This window comes from Flavobacterium daejeonense DSM 17708, assembly GCF_000425425.1.
GTDB classification, from domain to species: domain Bacteria; phylum Bacteroidota; class Bacteroidia; order Flavobacteriales; family Flavobacteriaceae; genus Flavobacterium; species Flavobacterium daejeonense.
In genome coordinates, this window is sequence record NZ_AUDK01000004.1 from 221,444 (window position 1) to 238,778 (window position 17,335).

A 17,335-nucleotide genomic window follows, 5' to 3' on the forward strand; every position below is an offset into this window, starting at 1 on the left:
TAAAGCCGGCTCTTGTAGTCGGCTTTCTCATTTATACAATAGATTAAATTTTTATATTTTATAAATACTATTGATTATAGGTGTTAAATGGTAAAAGTCAGTAATATAGCGGTTTTCGATTGTTTATGGCTTATAATTTATAGTAAATGAATTATAATTTATCCTTAAAAAAATGGATTCTTAGTAATATTGAAAAAGATTAAAGCTGGTATGAGAATTAAATAATCACAATACCGGTTTACTCTGATTATTGAATGACAAAATCAAAATTCATATAAAAGTTTGTATCCTTTCTAAGGATAGTTATACTGATGAATTTAAAAAAAACAAGTTTAGGTTAACTTGTAATTAGTGTGTTTCTAATATTTATGACAGTTGCTGGTTTGGTTAGCCAGCAACTGTTTATTAGAATTTTAAAAATTTAATAAATGATTCTATGTTTTTGAAACAGTTTAAAAATGCTTCTGACATAGATTGAATACGATACAAATTTTGGTTAGTTTGTAGTTAGTTTGATTACTTGTAGTATAGTTGCTGGTTTGGTCACTAGCAACTAGTAATCAAATTTTCTGTAACTTTCTGATATAAATAATGATTAATATGCAAAATAAAATTCTGGTTCTTCTTTTTCTACTATTTTCAATAAGTAATGTAGAATCTCAAAACTTGCCTGTTCCCCAAGAGATTGGGACACAGCATCCGCGTGTTTTTGGGAAAGACATGTCATTGGAACAAGTAAAAGAACTGGTACAGAAAGAAGATTGGGCTGCAGCTATTATTGCAAAAACTCAAAATAACGTTGCACCCTATATTAATTATTATAAAACAGATAAAACCTGGTTAGTTTCCCGATTGCAGATGTATTGGAAAACCAAATCAACACAAGTTTACATTAATGGAGGGAAATATGATCATGCTGATGGAGAAGCACCGGTTCCTACTGTAAAGTTTATTGGCGGACGTGGAACACCTTCCAGTTATAGAACTCCAAAATTAGAAGATATTAAGCCCTACATGGATGATCCACGAGGTTTGTATCTTCAAAACAGTACCACCAATGTTTGGGAATGGGGACCTATAGCTGCTACAAGTGGTATTACGAATGCTATTAACAGACAAATTTTAAGTATTGCCCGAGATGCAGCATTTTTGTATTGGTACACCGGAAAGGAAGAGTATGCAAATTTAGCCTACCATGTTCTGGATACTTATTTAAAAGGGGTTTACTATTTGAATGAACCTATTGATTTAAGTCATGGTCACCATCAAACTTTGGTAAGCTACATTCAGTTTGAAGTTATTCAGGATCACATTTTAAATGAAATAACACAATGTTATGATTTTCTACACGATTTTATAAGAGATAAAAATCCGGAAAGTTTAGCGATTTATGATGCTACTTTACAAAAATGGGCCGACTTACAAATTAAAAACGGAGTTAGTTTTAACAATTGGAATTTATTGGAAGCAGCTCATATTTCACATATTGCTTTGGTTTTAGAAAATAATTCAGCTTATAAAAATGCTAAAGGAGCCCAATATTATTTGGATCAAATCATGAATCAAAACTCCACCAGACAATGGTCTATGAATAAATTGATGGATTATGGTTATGATAAAAAAACAGGAATTTGGAATGAAAGTCCGGGTTACTCTATGAACGTTTTGAGTGATTTTATTTCGTTTGCCGAGTTCTATGACCGCAATTTTGATATTGATTTATTAAAAGAAATGCCCCTATTAAAACAGGCAGTAAAATCAAGTGCACAATATCTTTATCCTAATAAATATATGGTTTCTTTTGGAGATGGACATTACAATAAATTGCGTAATGAGCCCATCCGTTACATGATTGAGAATGCTCAAAAATATGGTAAAGTTGAGGATGAAAATTATTTTACCAAAATGTACAAAACGATTTATGCTGATGGTGTAACTGAGGGTAAATTTATTGGGAAAAATATTCAGGATCTTTTTGGTGGTAAAGCTTTACTCTTTAAAAACAGTATCAAGTCAGGAAAATTAACCGATTTTACTACATCCTTATTTTATGTGCCTCATAACAGCTGGCTGGTACAACGCCAAGGGGAAGGAGATTCTGCATTAATGATAAGTCAAATTGGATCCTTGGGAAATCACATGCACTCTAACGGAATTGCAATGGAATTGTATGGAAAAGGCTTGCCGTTAGCTCCGGAAATGGGACACGGATCGAGTTATTTTTCGATAGAATATGCCGAATATTACACCCAATTTCCAGCGCATAATACCGTGATTGTAAATGGAAAATCCAAATATCCAGAGATGAAAAGCAATCACGCTTTTAGTGTAAATGCTGCTTATCCAAAAAGTGAAATTGCTGAAGGGGTCATGCCTGGTGTTACTTTTTCGGATGTTTCTTTTTTAGAACCGGAAACCGACAGTAATCAACGCAGAGTAATGGGAATTGTAAAAGATAATACTGAAGATGGCTATTATATCGATATTTTCCGTTCGACTCAAAATAAAGGAAATAATGTAAAAAATGAATATTTCTTTCATAATCTGGGACAAAATTTAGAATTGACGGCTACAAACGGAACTCCATTAGATTTAAAACCGACTACAAAATTGGCTTTTGGTGATGGCGATTTGATGGCTTACGATTATATGTGGGATAAAAAATCAATGGAAACGTCTCAGGATTTTAAAGGCAAATTTAACTTGGCTTTAAAAGACAAAACAGTAAATATGAATCTTTGGTTTCAAGGACAATCAGACAGAGAAGTTTTTTCAGTGCTATCGCCAAAATCAACTGCTTTAACTCATGGCTTATTACCGGATGATATTAACAAAAGTCCAATTCCAACATTGGTAGTGAAACAAAATGGAGAAGCCTGGAACAGACCTTTTGTAGCTGTTTATGAACCTGCTTTGAATAATGAAACCAATATTCAATCAGTAGATTATTTTGGAAAAAATGAGTTTGTAGGGATTCATGTGACTAATAAATCAGGAAAAGAAGATTTTATTTTTTCGAATACTACTGCTGATATAAAATTAAATGAGAAACAATTTTATGTGACAGGAACTTATGGAATGATTAGTAAAAAAGCGGATGATTTTACACTTTTTCTAGGCAATGGGAAAAACATTTCTAATGGTAATTATACGCTTGATTTGGGGAATAAAATAGGTTCGGCTGTATTGAAAAATGAAAACGGAACAATGTATTTCAGTGCCGATGCGGCTTCGGTCTTGACAGTATCAGTAGAAGGAAAAATCAAGAGCGCTACTTTGACTGTTCCCGGTGCTCAATGTAAAGGAACATACAATAGTAAGGAAAAAACGGTAAGTTTTGAGATACCACCATTGCCTTATCAAATAGTAAAAATTGAGATTAACTAAAGATTAAAATAAAAGAACGTGAAAAAAATAATTACAATAGCATTTTTATTAAGTATGAGTTTTAATATGACTGCTCAGGAATTAGTAGTTTATGAAACGACTGAGGATATTATAAAAACGATGCACAATGATGACTTTTCTGTAAAGGTTAGAAAACCGGGCGGACTGTGGAAAGATTTATTTGAATACAATGTAAAAGTGGATCAGGTAATTGGTACCGGACATTCGGTACAAAATGCCTCTATGGCTTCTTTTGATTTTTCGGGTACGGTAGAAATAGCTGTAACTTCTAGTAAAGGAACGATTAACAAGGCCAGGGTAAGACCTTTGTCTAAAGGAATTAAAACCCAAATAAATGAGAATACGCTCTATTTTACTTTAACAAATCCGGCGAATCTATCGGTAGAAATCAATGATGATATTTTTCATAATCTGCATTTATTTGCTAATCCAATTGAAAAAAACAAACCCAATCCTAAAGATAAAAAGGTACTTTATTTTGGTCCTGGTATTCATGAAATTCCAAATCAAATATTAAAAGTACCATCGAATAAAATTCTTTATTTAGCCGGTGGTGCCGTATTAAAAGGGCAGATATTGATTGACAATGTTCAAAATGTGAAGGTTTGTGGCAGAGGTATAGTAGATCAGGAAGTTAGGTTGGGTGTTAAAATAGCTTTTTCTAAAAATATTACTGTTCAGGATATTTTTGCTTCACAATGCTTGACGGGCGAATCGGATAGGGTAACCATTCAAAATGTAAAAACCATCAGTTTTTTTGGTTGGGGTGATGGGATGAATATAATGGCTGCTAATAATGTCTTGTTTGATGGGGTCTTCATTCGCTCTTCAGACGATTGTACTACGGTTTATGGTACTCGTAAAGAGTTTAAAGGCGGAGCAAAAAATATTACTATGCAAAATTCTACACTATGGGCAGATGTGGGTCATCCTATTTTGATTGGTACACATGGAAATAGTGAGAAACCCGATGTGCTGGAAAATTTGAATTATCAAAATATTGACATTTTAGATCAAAAAGAAAAACAACTCGATTATCAGGGCTGTTTGGCTATCAATGTTGGGGATAATAATCTGGCTAAAAACGTCCTTTTTGAGAATATCAGAGTAGAAGATTTCAGAGAAGGACAATTGCTTAATTTGAGAGTGTTTTATAATACCAAGTATTGTACGGCACCTGGTTTAGGAATTGAAAATGTAGTGTTTCGTAACATCGATTATAATGGACAAAATGCCAATACTTCGATAATAGCCGGTTACAACGAACAAAGAAAAATTAAGAACATCAGTTTTGAAAATCTAAAAATAAACGGAGTTTTAATTACAGATGAAATGCAGGGAAAACCCAAATGGTATAAAACGGCTGATATGGCCGGTATTTTTGTGGGGGAACATGCAGAGGGAATTATTTTTAAAATGAATTAAAATTAAAAATTATGAAATACAATCATTTTAAAAGTGTACTGGTTGCAGTAAGCTTTTTTCAACTGATAGCTTTAACGGCTTGTACAAAAAAGGGTCAAGCAGAGGAGATTACTATTGAAATACAAAATAAACTCAATTTTAGCAGAAATGAAGTTGTTAGCATCCAGCGTAATAAATTACTTTCTCTTTTAGACAAAAATGATGAAAAAAATATTCGTGTCAAACTTCCGGAAACCGATAAATATTTGGTAACGCAATGGATGGATAATAATGGAGACGGAAAAGGGGATGAATTGCTTTTTCAGGCGAATGTAGCGGCCAATTCGACAACTAAATATGTAATTATGCTAGATACAGTGTCGGTTACAATTCCTAAAGCAAAAACCTATTCCCGTTTTGTTCCCGAGCGTATCGATGATTATGCCTGGGAAAATAATAAAGTAGCTTTTAGAGCTTATGGTCCTGTAGCACAGCAATTAGTAGAACAGGGAAAAGAAGGAGGAACGCTTTTCAGCGGAATCGATTTATGGCTTAAAAAAGTAGATTATTCGATTATTGACAGTTGGTATCAAAAAAATGTAAAAAGCCCTGGATATTATCATATTGAGCATGGTGAAGGTTATGATCCTTATCATGTGGGAGCAAGTAGAGGTACTGGTGGCACAGGAATTTGGAGAAATGACAGTTTGCAGGTATCTAAAAACTATGTGAGTTACAAAACTATTGCTACAGGACCTTTGCGCACCGTTTTTGAATTGATTTATGCACCATGGAGTACTTATGGCCTTCATGAAGTAAAAAGAATTTCACTGGATTTGGATTCTAATTTCTCAAAATTTGAAATCACTTATCAATCCGATAAAAAGATTCCTAATTATACGGTAGGGATTACGCTTCATGATAAAAAAGGAGAAGTAAATATTAACAGGCAAAAAGGCTGGTTTCGTCATTGGGAACCAATGGATAGTACTTTTGTTGGAGAAGGGATTGTATTAAGTCCCCAATTAATTGATACTGCTTTTGTTCACGATTCAAATGCAACTGATCAAAGTAATTTGTTAATACTGACTCATCCGGATAACAAAATAACCTATTATGCCGGTTTTGCCTGGACGGGAAGTAAACAAATTAGAGATGTTATGGATTGGGATGAGATGCTTAATAAACAGGCGAAAATTATAGCAAATCCTTTACAACTGATTGTCAAATAATACTAGTTGATTGAAATCATCAAATTTGATTTGGACACTAAACCGTCCTTAGTTTCCGCAGTCGAGTGTCAAATGTTTGAAGAATACGTAAAAAGAAAAGCTGTCTGAGTCCCGAAAGCTTTCGGGACGAGTTCTTTTCTTTTAGTATTCGAAAACTAATTTGACCGACGAGAAAGCGTAAGACTTGAAATCGAAGATTCATGAATACCAAAAAACAATAAAAACGCATGAATATTTTTTTGTTTCTTTTTTGATCAAGCAAAAAAGAAAATTAGTAAAACAAATATATAAATAAGACCAATATCAATTTAAGACACTAATCTAATGATCTCTAGAATTCAATATGTAATTTATATTGCAATAGCTTTTTTTACTTTATACTCTTGTAAGTCGGGAAGTGAAAAACAGCCTGGAAGTCAATCTAATTCTCAAAACTATGTTTCTAAAGTTTGGCAATCAGATCGAGGAGACGGGACTTTTACGAATCCTGTTTTATATGCTGATTATTCTGATCCTGATGTAATTCGGGTAAAAGATAATTTTTACATGACTGCCAGTAGTTTTAATTGTGTACCGGGTTTACCCATTTTGCATTCTAAAGATTTAGTGAATTGGGAGATTATCAATTATGCTTTGGAAAAACAGATTCCTGAAGCTATTTTTAATATTCCGCAGCACAGTAAAGGAGTTTGGGCTCCGGCAATACGCTTCCATAAAGGTGAATTTTACATCTATTGGGGTGATCCTGATTTTGGTGTTTATATGATTAAAACCAAAAATATTTATGGCAAATGGTCAAAACCCATACTAGTTCTGGAAGGAAAAGGAATTATTGATCCCTGTCCGCTTTGGGATGGAGAAAATACTTATTTAGTTCACGCCTGGGCAGGAAGTCGTGCCGGTATCAACAGTGTACTCACCATCAATAAAATGAATGCTGAAGGGACAAAAGTATTGGATGAAGGACAAAATGTTTTTGATGGTCATGACAATCACCATACGATGGAAGGACCAAAATTATATAAAAAAGACGGCTATTATTACATTTTTGCTCCTGCCGGTGGCGTTGAAACGGGTTGGCAGGTGGTGATGCGTTCTAAAAATATTTACGGACCTTATGAAGATAAAATTGTTTTAGAACAGGGAAGTACTGCAATAAATGGTCCGCATCAGGGAGCTTGGGTAACGACTCCTGATAATGCTTCCTGGTTTATCCATTTTCAGGATCAGGGAGTTTACGGACGTGTGTTGCATCTACAACCAATGGAATGGAAAGAAGCCTGGCCAATGATAGGGAAAGATTATGATGGCAACGGAGTTGGAGAACCGATACTTTCCGGAATAAAACCAGTAACCAGAAATAATTTACCAATTGTACATCCCGTTGAGAGCGACGAATTTGATAATGGAAAATCGGGTTTACAATGGCAATGGTATGCAAATTCTTCGATAAAATGGAGTGCTCAAATTCCCGGAACAGATTATTTGAGGCTTTTTACTTTAAGTCAGAAAGGGGAACCCAATCTTTGGAATGTACCCAATCTTTTGTTACAAAAATTACCGGCTCCTGATTTTACAGCAACGACTAAAGTTAAATTAACTAGCGAGTGGCAAACTTCGGGGAAAAAAGCAGGTTTGCTATTAATGGGAAAATCCTATGCTTATGCTGCTATTGCCTATCATGATGGGAAATATTGGGTGCAACAAATCAGTTGTACCAATGCAAATGAAGGAACGGTGGAGAAAATAATAGAAGAAAAGCCTTTGTCTTCGAATGAGATACAATTACGAATGAGAATCACCGCTCCTGATGCCGTTTGTCAATTCAGTTACAGTGAAAACGGAACTGATTTTACTGAAATAGGAGAAAAAGCCAAAGCCGAAAAGGATTTATGGATATCAGCCAAAATTGGAATTTTTGCCATCAGTCAACCCAATGTTAAAATGGGAGGCTATGCCGATTTTGACTGGTTTAGGATAACAAAATAAATATTGAAGAAATGAAATTATTTAAAATTTATACAATAGGTGTTTTCCTTTGTTGTGCAGCAACAATAAATGCACAAACGATCATAAAGGAAACAGTACAAAACCTAAAGTCTCCTGACGGAGCTTACGAATTCGCTTTTTATCAAAAGCAGAATAATGAAGGTGAGAAACAAATGTATTATACTCTTTCTTTTAAAGGGGAAAAAGTTGTAGAGGAATCAGAACTGGGCGTTTTGATTGAAAATCAGACTTTCGAGTCGGCTCTTGGAATACCAAATGATAGTTGTAAAGTTTGGGGCGAGAATTTAAATTTTACCGGAGTTCAACGTAATGCCGTAAATGAAACATGGAAGCCCGTTTACGGTGAAAATGTTGCTATTCATAATAATTATAACGAAATGACAGTGTCGTTTCGTAAAGGTGAGCTTCCCAAAGAAAAGCAAGGCGATGGTTACGATAAGAACAAAAGCTATTTTATGAACGTTATTGTTCGTGCTTACAATGAAGGGGTAGCTATTCGATACCATTTTCCAGAGCCTACAAATGGATTATTCCTGCATATTGTAGGAGAACAAACCCAGTTTACGATGCCAGAAGGTACTTTGGCTTATTATGAACCCTGGGCGCAAGGGCATTATTCTTTATTGCTACTGAAAGATTGGAAAGGTCAGAGCGAACGCCCTTTGACAATGAAACTTACAAATGGTTTGTCAGTCGCAATTGCTGAAGCTCAAATGATTGACTATGCCCGAATGAAGTTTAGTTTAAATGCCACAAAACCCAACACCTTACAGGCTACATTATACAGTAGTGTAGATGTAATTCCTGCCTATAGTACTCCTTGGCGTGTAATTATGGCTGCGGATAAGGATATTGATTTAATAAAAAACAATACAATCATTTTGAATCTAAATCCGGAAAATCAAATTAAGGATACTTCTTGGATTAAACCGGGAAAAGTAATTCGTGTAGCAAAATTAACTCAGGAGGATGCTAAAAAATGTGTCGATTTTGCTGCCGAACGAGGTTTACAATACATTCATTTAGATGCGGGCTGGTATGGCCCTGAAATGAAAATGAGTTCCAATGCAACTACAGTTTCTGAAACCAAAGATTTTAATATGCCTGAATTGACGGCTTATGCCGCTTCAAAAGGAATTGGGCTTTGGGTTTATGTGAATCAACGAGCTTTGATTCAACAATTAGATTCTATTTTGCCTTTATATAAAAAATGGGGAATCAAAGGAATTAAATTTGGTTTTGTCCAGGTAGGAAATCAGCGTTGGACAACCTGGATGCATGAAGCGGTAAAGAAATGTGCGGAATTCGGTTTGATGGTGGATATTCATGACGAATACCGTCCTACCGGTTTTAGCCGTACCTATCCTAATTTAATGACACAGGAAGGAATCCGCGGCAACGAAGAAATGCCGGATGCCGATCATAATACGATTTTACCATTTACACGTTTTTTAGCAGGACCAGCCGATTATACGATTGCGTATTATAGCAAAGCGATTAAAAATACACATGCACACCAATTGGCATTAGCAGCGGTATATTACAGTCCAATTCAATTTATGTATTGGTATGACCAGCCTTCTGCATATCAGGGAGAGCCGGAAATTGAATTTTTTGATAAGGTAAAAGCGGTTTGGGATGAAACTAAAGTAATTAATGGTGAAGTAGGAAAATATATTACAGTTGCCCGAAGAAGTGGAAAAGAATGGTTAGTAGGGGCAATTACAAACAAAGAGAATCGTAAAATTAAAATTCCAACTAACTTCCTTCAAAAAGGAAAAAAATACATAGTACAATCATTTCAGGATGATGACAAAGTAGCAACGCGTACCAAAGTAGCTGTTTCTGAATTAAAAATTAAAGGAGGAGAAGTATTGAATTTTGATCTAAAAGCTTCAGGCGGTGTGGCGCTGATTATTTCTGAAGTTTCTAAAAAGTAAATTTTCAAAAATGAGAATTCTAAATTATTTAAATTTTGCTTTGTGTTTCATTTGTCTGAACAGCTATGCACAGGTTTGGCAATGGAGTACTCCGGTAAAAGGAATGATTTCTGACGAAACAAAGCAGCATCCGCAGGCTTATTTATGGATTCCTGAGAATTGCAAGCAGGTTAAAGGAATTGTTTTGGGCCAACACAACATGATCGAAGAAGGAATTTTGGAACACGCCTATTTCAGAAAAGTAATGGCCGAACTGGGTTTTGCTGAAGTATGGGTCACACCGGTGGTAAGCTGGATGTATGATATGACCAAAGGAGAGGATAAGATTATTACAGATATGTTCAACGATTTGGCTGAAGTTTCCGGTTATCAGGAATTAGCTTACGCTCCAATCATTCCTATCGGGCATTCGGCAATGGCAAGTTTTCCATGGAATTTTGCGGCTTTTAACCCCGAGCGAACCTTAACTTTAGTTTCAATTCATGGTGATGCTCCTCAAACGAATCTAACAGGAAACGGGAAACCGAATCCCGATTGGGGTAACAGAAATATAGACGGAATTCCATCCTTATTCATCATGGGGGAATACGAATGGTGGGAAAAACGGATACAGCCAGCTTATAACTATATTCAAAAACATCCCCAAAGCGTAATTACATTATTTGCCGATGCCGGTCATGGTCATTTTGATTATTCAGATGAAATGGTAAAATATGTGGCCAATTATATTCGGGAAGCTGCAAAAAAAAGAATCTCAGCTAAAGCTACATTAAATGAAAAACCACAGCTTAACGTTGTTAAACCCGAATCAGGTTGGTTAATGGATAAGTGGCGACAGGATTCTATTCCATTGGCAAAGGCTGCTACATTCAAAAATTTTAAGGGAGACGGAGAAACCGCTTCCTGGGTTTTTGATAAAAAAATGGCAAGAAATACAGAACAGTTTTACGCCCAATCCAGAGGAAAGAAAAAGCAATACATTGGTTTGATTCAAAATGGACAAATAGTTCAGTCTGATAAAACCCATGCCAACTATACTTTAAATTTTAAACCTTTACAGGATGGTATTTCTTTTACTTTAAAAGCTTTTTTTTCAGATAGCTTAAGGTTAAAACCAGTTTCTGATTTTGCAAAAACACCACTTTTAATTGACCGTATTTGTGGTCCTGTAAAGAAAGTTAATGATACTGTTTTCCAAATTAGCTTTGATAAACTGGGTTTTAATAATAGCAAACGAAGCAATGATATTTGGCTTTTGGCTCACAATGATGGTGATTCTGTTTATAAAAGTGCGGTACAACAGTTGCATTTACGTTTTCCAATTAAAAATCAAGAAGGAACACCACAGCAGATTGATTTTTCAACAATTAATGATGTAGCATTTGGTGTGAAAAAAATAGCATTAAATGCTAAATCAAGTGTTGGGGTCAAAGTAGGGTATTATGTAAAAGAAGGTCCGGCTTATATAGAAGATAATGCATTACATTTTACTAAAATTCCTCCACGAACAAAATTTCCAATTAAAGTTATCGTGGTAGCTTGGCAATATGGAGTTGCAGATGAATTACAATCTGCGGAACCTGTTGAACAAAGTTTTTGGATTAAGAAATAATTAGGTTTTTATAAATGAAAAAAGCAAAGCAGTTAAGCAACAAAGTTTAACTGCTTTTTTTGTGGAAATAAGAGAGTGATTGGTAAACTGCAGTATTTACAGGTTTTTATAGGGTATAAGGATGATAATTTATACTGATTGCATCATAATTTATCTGTCGAAAATATTTTTCTGACTAACATTGAATATTCTTAGCAAGGATAATTTTTGTTGATGAAAAGTAGCAAAGAAATAAGTAAAAAGAACTTTTGTCAGGAAGCATTTTTAGATAAAAAACAGAATGATTTTAATAAAAAAGAAAATTAATGATTAAGTATTTAATCTTAGTAGCAGGCATGTCAATTAGTATGTATGGGCAATCTCATTATCCGGGACAGCATCAGGGGAAATTGAAATTAGATGATACTAAAAACGTAAAAGTTTTAGGATTTGATCTCCATGATGTGAAGTTATTGGACAGTCCTTTTAAGGATAATATGGTGCGTGAAAGTAAGTGGATCATGAATATAGATGCTAATCGATTGTTGCATAGTTTCAGGACTAATGCAGGGACATTTAGTAGTCAGGAAGGTGGTTATTTTACGGTGAATAAATTAGGAGGTTGGGAATCGCTGGATTGTGATTTAAGAGGTCATAGTACGGGGCATATTCTTTCCGGTTTGGCTTTATTATATGCTGCTACGGGAGAGAAAATGTACAAAGTTAAAGCGGATAGTTTGGTTACGGGCTTGGTTGAGGTTCAAAAAATATTGAATCAAAAAGGCTATCTGAGTGCATTTCCACAAAATTTAATAGACCGCGCCATTGGAGGAAAAAGTGTTTGGGCTCCTTGGTATACCCAACATAAATTATTTTCGGGTTTAATAGACCAATATCTGTATTGTGATAGTAAGCCGGCATTAGAAATTGCTAAAGGAATGGCTGATTGGGCTTATGAAAAGTTCAAGCCTTTGACTGATGAAGAACGTAAAAGAATGCTTAGAAATGAGTTTGGGGGAATGAATGATTCTTTTTATGCTTTATATGAAATTACAGGAGACAATAAGTATAAATTCCTTGCCGAATTTTTCTATCACGAAGAAGCATTGAATCCGCTTTTGGATAAGGTTGATAATCTCAATAAAAAACATGCCAACACCTATATCCCTAAACTAATAGGTTTGTCACGAAATTATGAATTGGAAGGAGGAAATAAAAACCGTGAAATCCCTGAGTTTTTCTGGAATACGGTTGTTGATCATCACACATTTGTTACAGGTAGTAATAGTGATAAGGAGAAATTTTTTGAACCAGATCATCTTTCAGAGCATTTGAGTGGTTATACAGGAGAGTCCTGTAATGTGTATAATATGCTAAAACTGACCCGTCATTTGTATGGCTATAATCCGCAAATAAAATATGTGGATTATTACGAAAAAGCACTTTACAATCACATTTTGGGACAGCAGGATCCAAAAACAGGGATGGTAGCTTATTTTTTACCGATGAAACCCGGTGCACATAAGGTTTACAGTACGCCTGAAAATTCATTTTGGTGTTGTGTGGGAAGTGGTTTTGAAAATCAGGCAAAATACGGGGAGTTTATTTATTACCATGATAAAGGGCTTTATGTGAACCTTTTTATTCCGTCTGAATTGAATTGGAAAGAAAAAGGAATAATTATCAGGCAGCAAACAAGTTTTCCAAATAACGGAAATGTTAACCTTAGTTTGAGTACAAAGACAGCTGTTAACATGCCAATCCATATTCGCTACCCTTCATGGGCAAACAATGTGGAAGTGAAAGTAAACGGTAAAAAACAATTGGTTAAATCAAAACCAGGAAGCTATATAGTATTAAACCGTACTTGGAGTGATGGTGATAATATTGATATTTCTTTTGGAATGCAAATAAAAGTAGTTCCTACAGCTGATAATCCTAAGGTGGCAGCCATAACCTATGGTCCGGTAGTTTTAGCAGGAGTTAAAGGTACTGATGGAATGCGGAATCCAGCTCCATATAGCAATCCAAAGCTCTATAACGATTATTATACTTATGACTATTATGTTCCTGCTAGTCTAACAAATAAACTGGATTTTTCATTGAAACAGCTAACAGAAAACAGTTTAAGATTGAATAAAGAAACATTAGATTTCCAGATTAAAGGTACAGGCAACATTTTGAAACCTATCTCAGCAATTCATGGGGAGCGTTATATTATTTATTGGAATTTGACAAAATAAAAGATTTATCTAGAAAATATTATGAATATAAAAAAACAAATTATAGGAGCTCTTATTACTTCCTCTCTCTTAGTGGGATGTGGAAGTAAATATACAAATGCTAAATTGGATAAAGACTTTGATGTTGATGCGCAATTAAATTATTGTGTTAACCAAACTACTGAAGCCTTAAAACAAATACCTGAGGAAGGTTCTATTCCCAGAAATATTGCTCCAGATAGCAAACAATGGCGTTATGTAGATTATACAGATTGGACCAGTGGTTTCTGGTCGGGAGAGCTTTGGTATCTATATGAAGCAACTGGCAATCAAAACTGGGCAACAGCGGCGGATAAATTTACTAATTATCTGGCACCACTTTCTGTTAGTCCGGCATTGGATCATGATTTAGGCTTTCAGGTTTTTAATAGTTATGGAAATGGATATCGTATCACTAAAAATCCGGAATATAAAAGTGTTTTATTAAAAACAGCCGATACCTTGGCAACGCTTTACAATCCAAAAGTAGGAACGATTTTATCCTGGCCAAGAGAGGTGCCTAATATGGAATGGCCTCAACATAATACGATTATGGATAACATGATTAATCTCGAATTGTTGTTTTGGGCTTCTAAAAATGGTGGAAGTAAAAAATTATACGATATGGCGGTGAGTCACGCCACCGTAACGATGAACAATCATTTTAGACCGGATTATACTTCGTATCATGTAGTGATTTACGACAAAGAAACCGGTAAAAAAATAAAAGCGGTAACGCATCAGGGTTATAGTGACAGCAGTATGTGGGCTCGTGGGCAGTCCTGGGCAATTTATGGTTATACTATGGTTTACAGAGAAACGAAAGATCCTAAATTTTTGGATTTTGCACATAAAGTTACCCGGGTATATTTAGACCGATTACCAAAAGACTTAATTCCCTATTGGGATTTTGATGATCCAATGATTCCAAAGGCTCCTCGTGATGCTTCAGCTGCAGTAGTTGTGGCATCGGCTCTTTTAGAATTATCGACCTATACTCAGGATGCTGTTTTAGCAAAAGAATATTTTGATAAAGCCGAAGCGATGCTAAAAGAACTTTCAGAACATTATCAGAGCAGGGATAAAAATACAGCATTGTTGTTGCATTCTACAGGGCATAAACCGGCAGGATCAGAAATTGATTACTCAATCATTTACGCTGATTATTATTATGTAGAAGCTCTATTGAGATATAAAAAAATGAAGGAAGGAGAACAACCTTTACTAACTTATAAATTCAATTAATAAATAACCAATCAAAAAATAAAATATAAAAATGAATAATAAAAAAATAATATACTGGTCTATAGTTGTTGCCTTAGCCGGTTTTCTATTTGGTTTTGATACCGTAGTGATTTCAGGTGCTGATAAGCAATTGCAACAATTATGGAATTCTTCCGATTTGTATCACGGTTTGGTAGTGATGTCATCAGCCCTTTGGGGGACGGTAATAGGAGCTATTTTTGGAGCTATCCCTACCAATGCTTTAGGACGTAAAAAAACTTTAATTGCTATTGGTATTTTATTTTTCCTTTCAGCTGTAGGAACTGCTTTTGCAAATGATTCTATAGTATTTTCAATTTTTAGATTCTTAGGAGGCTTAGGTATTGGAGCATCAACGATTGCCGCACCGACCTATGTTTCTGAAATTGCTCCTGCCAAAGATAGAGGAAAGTTAGTAGCCTTATACCAATTTAATATTGTATTCGGAATTTTGATTGCTTTTCTATCCAATTATTTATTGCAGGATATTGGCGAAAATTCCTGGCGTTGGATGTTGGGTGTACAAGCAGCTCCGGCTTTAATTTACACCGTATTAGTTTTTGGAATTCCCGAAAGTCCGCGTTGGATTTATGAATATAAAAAAGACAAAGAAAAAGCGGTTGAGATATTACGTTTGGTGAATACAGAGGAAGAAGTGGCTGAGGAAATAAAAGCCATGGAAAATGAAAAAGGACAAGAAATAGCTGATGAGTCTATTTTTATGAAAAAATATAGAAAACCATTAATGCTGGCTTTTTTCATCGCACTTTTCAATCAGTTTTCAGGGATTAATGCTTTCTTGTATTATGCGCCGCGTATTTTTGAATTGGCGGGTTTAGAAAAATCAGCATCGTTTTTTAGCAGTATTGGGATTGGAATTGTTAACCTGATTTTTACCCTAATTGGAATTTCCTTAATTGATAAATATGGTCGTAAAACTTTAATGTATTTAGGTTCTGTAGGCTATATTGTTTCCTTAGGATTAGTAACTCTGGCTTTTTATTTTGAGTGGAAAGGAATGGCAGTTCCTGTATTTTTCTTTTTATTCATCGCTTCTCATGCAGTAGGACAGGGTTCGGTAATTTGGGTTTTTATATCTGAATTATTTCCTAATAAGTTAAGAGCAGCAGGAACTTCATTTGGAACCTCAGTTCATTGGGTATTGGCTGCCTTAATCCCCTCATTCATTCCGTTTTTGTTTAAAGAAATTGGTTCTACAACAGTGTTCGCTATTTTCTGTCTGATGATGGTTTGGCAATTATTATGGGTTTTCTTTAAAATGCCGGAGACTAAAGGAAAGACTTTGGAAGAATTATCAGAAAGTCTGGCAACTAAATAAGTGAAACTAATAACTAATATATAATAAAGAATGACAAATTTATTTAGTCTTGAAGGTAAAACAGCTATGGTTACCGGAGGAATACACGGATTAGGAATGGCAATGGCAGAAGGTTTAGCCAAAGCAGGAGCAGAGTTAATTATTACCAATAATGTTCAGGAACCTTTAGATACAGCTATCGAACAATACAAAAAGGCAGGATTCAAAGCAACAGGTTATGCGTTTGATGTAACCGATGAGGTTGATGCCGAAAAGAAAGTGGCAGAGATTGAAGCTAATCACGGTAAAATTGACATTTTAGTAAATAACGCTGGTATTATCATGCGTGTTTTAGCTATTGATATGAAAGTAGAAGATTTCCGTAAAGTAATCGATGTCGATTTAGTAGGACCCTTTATCATGTCAAAATTAGTAGCCAAAGGAATGATAGCACGTCAGTCTGGAAAGATTATTAATATCTGTTCGATGATGAGTGAGTTGGGGCGAGACAATGTTAGTGCTTATGCTTCCGCCAAAGGAGGTTTGAAAATGTTGACCAGAAACTTAGCTACAGAATGGGCTAAATATAATGTACAGGTAAATGCAATTGGTCCGGGGTATTTTGCCACTTCACAAACAGCGCCAATTCGTGTGGACGGTCATCCCTTCAATGAATTTATTATAGGAAGAACTCCGGCAGGACGTTGGGGTGATCCGGAAGATTTAGCCGGAACAGCAGTTTTCTTGGCATCTGATGCGAGTAATTTTGTGAACGGTCAGGTGATTTATGTGGACGGTGGAATTTTGGCTACCATCGGAAAACCTTCAAATGAATAGATTAATGGATATTAATACAGATAAAAATAATATTAAAGAGCTGGTTTTTAATTGAATTGAAGCTGAATTAA

At 35.1% G+C, this 17,335-nt stretch carries 10 protein-coding genes; all 10 read left to right on the forward strand.

Going from position 1 to position 17,335, the window contains the following annotated elements:
• The first annotated feature begins 600 nt into the window (after positions 1 to 600).
• The 10 genes from H599_RS19255 to H599_RS0105575 all read left to right on the forward strand — a co-directional run bounded on the left by H599_RS19255 (position 601) and on the right by H599_RS0105575 (position 17,264).
• Positions 601 to 3,387 (forward strand): heparinase II/III domain-containing protein, encoded by a 2,787-nt coding sequence (locus H599_RS19255; protein WP_162174249.1) that lies wholly within the window; start codon positions 601 to 603, stop codon positions 3,385 to 3,387.
• An 18-nt stretch (positions 3,388 to 3,405) separates the two neighbouring features.
• On the forward strand, positions 3,406 to 4,833 hold the full coding sequence (locus H599_RS0105530; protein WP_026713215.1) for a glycosyl hydrolase family 28 protein: 1,428 nt from the start codon (positions 3,406 to 3,408) through the stop codon (positions 4,831 to 4,833).
• Positions 4,834 to 4,844: 11 nt separating this feature from the next.
• Positions 4,845 to 6,044, forward strand: coding sequence for a DUF4861 family protein (locus H599_RS0105535; RefSeq protein ID WP_026713216.1), 1,200 nt, complete (start codon positions 4,845 to 4,847; stop codon positions 6,042 to 6,044).
• 324 nt (positions 6,045 to 6,368) lie between these two features.
• Entirely contained in the window at positions 6,369 to 8,033 is a 1,665-nt protein-coding gene (locus tag H599_RS0105540; RefSeq protein WP_026713217.1) for a glycoside hydrolase family 43 protein, read from the forward strand.
• A gap of 11 nt (positions 8,034 to 8,044) precedes the next feature.
• Entirely contained in the window at positions 8,045 to 9,994 is a 1,950-nt protein-coding gene (locus H599_RS0105545) for a glycoside hydrolase family 97 protein (RefSeq protein WP_051590652.1), read from the forward strand.
• A 10-nt stretch (positions 9,995 to 10,004) separates the two neighbouring features.
• Entirely contained in the window at positions 10,005 to 11,606 is a 1,602-nt protein-coding gene (locus tag H599_RS0105550) for a hypothetical protein (RefSeq protein ID WP_035141210.1), read from the forward strand.
• Positions 11,607 to 11,911: 305 nt separating this feature from the next.
• Complete coding sequence (locus H599_RS0105560) at positions 11,912 to 13,828, forward strand: glycoside hydrolase family 127 protein (protein ID WP_026713220.1); 1,917 nt, start codon at positions 11,912 to 11,914, stop codon at positions 13,826 to 13,828.
• A 21-nt stretch (positions 13,829 to 13,849) separates the two neighbouring features.
• Positions 13,850 to 15,091 carry a glycoside hydrolase family 88 protein gene (locus H599_RS0105565; RefSeq protein ID WP_026713221.1) on the forward strand — a complete coding sequence of 414 codons (1,242 nt, stop codon included), beginning with the start codon at positions 13,850 to 13,852 and terminating at the stop codon, positions 15,089 to 15,091.
• A 31-nt stretch (positions 15,092 to 15,122) separates the two neighbouring features.
• Complete coding sequence (locus tag H599_RS0105570) at positions 15,123 to 16,448, forward strand: sugar porter family MFS transporter (protein ID WP_026713222.1); 1,326 nt, start codon at positions 15,123 to 15,125, stop codon at positions 16,446 to 16,448.
• 30 nt (positions 16,449 to 16,478) lie between these two features.
• Positions 16,479 to 17,264 (forward strand): gluconate 5-dehydrogenase, encoded by a 786-nt coding sequence (locus tag H599_RS0105575; protein ID WP_026713223.1) that lies wholly within the window; start codon positions 16,479 to 16,481, stop codon positions 17,262 to 17,264.
• Positions 17,265 to 17,335: the final 71 nt, after the last annotated feature.

What these genes read in the sequence shown, in the direction of transcription:
- H599_RS0105545 (WP_051590652.1), top strand. Translation starts at nt 8,045, where the DNA reads ATGAAATTATTTAAAATTTATACAATAGGTGTTTTCCTTTGTTGTGCA.
- H599_RS0105540 (WP_026713217.1), top strand. Translation starts at nt 6,369, where the DNA reads ATGATCTCTAGAATTCAATATGTAATTTATATTGCAATAGCTTTTTTT.
- H599_RS19255 (WP_162174249.1), top strand. Translation starts at nt 601, where the DNA reads ATGCAAAATAAAATTCTGGTTCTTCTTTTTCTACTATTTTCAATAAGT.
- H599_RS0105550 (WP_035141210.1), top strand. Translation starts at nt 10,005, where the DNA reads ATGAGAATTCTAAATTATTTAAATTTTGCTTTGTGTTTCATTTGTCTG.
- H599_RS0105565 (WP_026713221.1), top strand. Translation starts at nt 13,850, where the DNA reads ATGAATATAAAAAAACAAATTATAGGAGCTCTTATTACTTCCTCTCTC.
- H599_RS0105560 (WP_026713220.1), top strand. Translation starts at nt 11,912, where the DNA reads ATGATTAAGTATTTAATCTTAGTAGCAGGCATGTCAATTAGTATGTAT.
- H599_RS0105570 (WP_026713222.1), top strand. Translation starts at nt 15,123, where the DNA reads ATGAATAATAAAAAAATAATATACTGGTCTATAGTTGTTGCCTTAGCC.
- H599_RS0105575 (WP_026713223.1), top strand. Translation starts at nt 16,479, where the DNA reads ATGACAAATTTATTTAGTCTTGAAGGTAAAACAGCTATGGTTACCGGA.
- H599_RS0105535 (WP_026713216.1), top strand. Translation starts at nt 4,845, where the DNA reads ATGAAATACAATCATTTTAAAAGTGTACTGGTTGCAGTAAGCTTTTTT.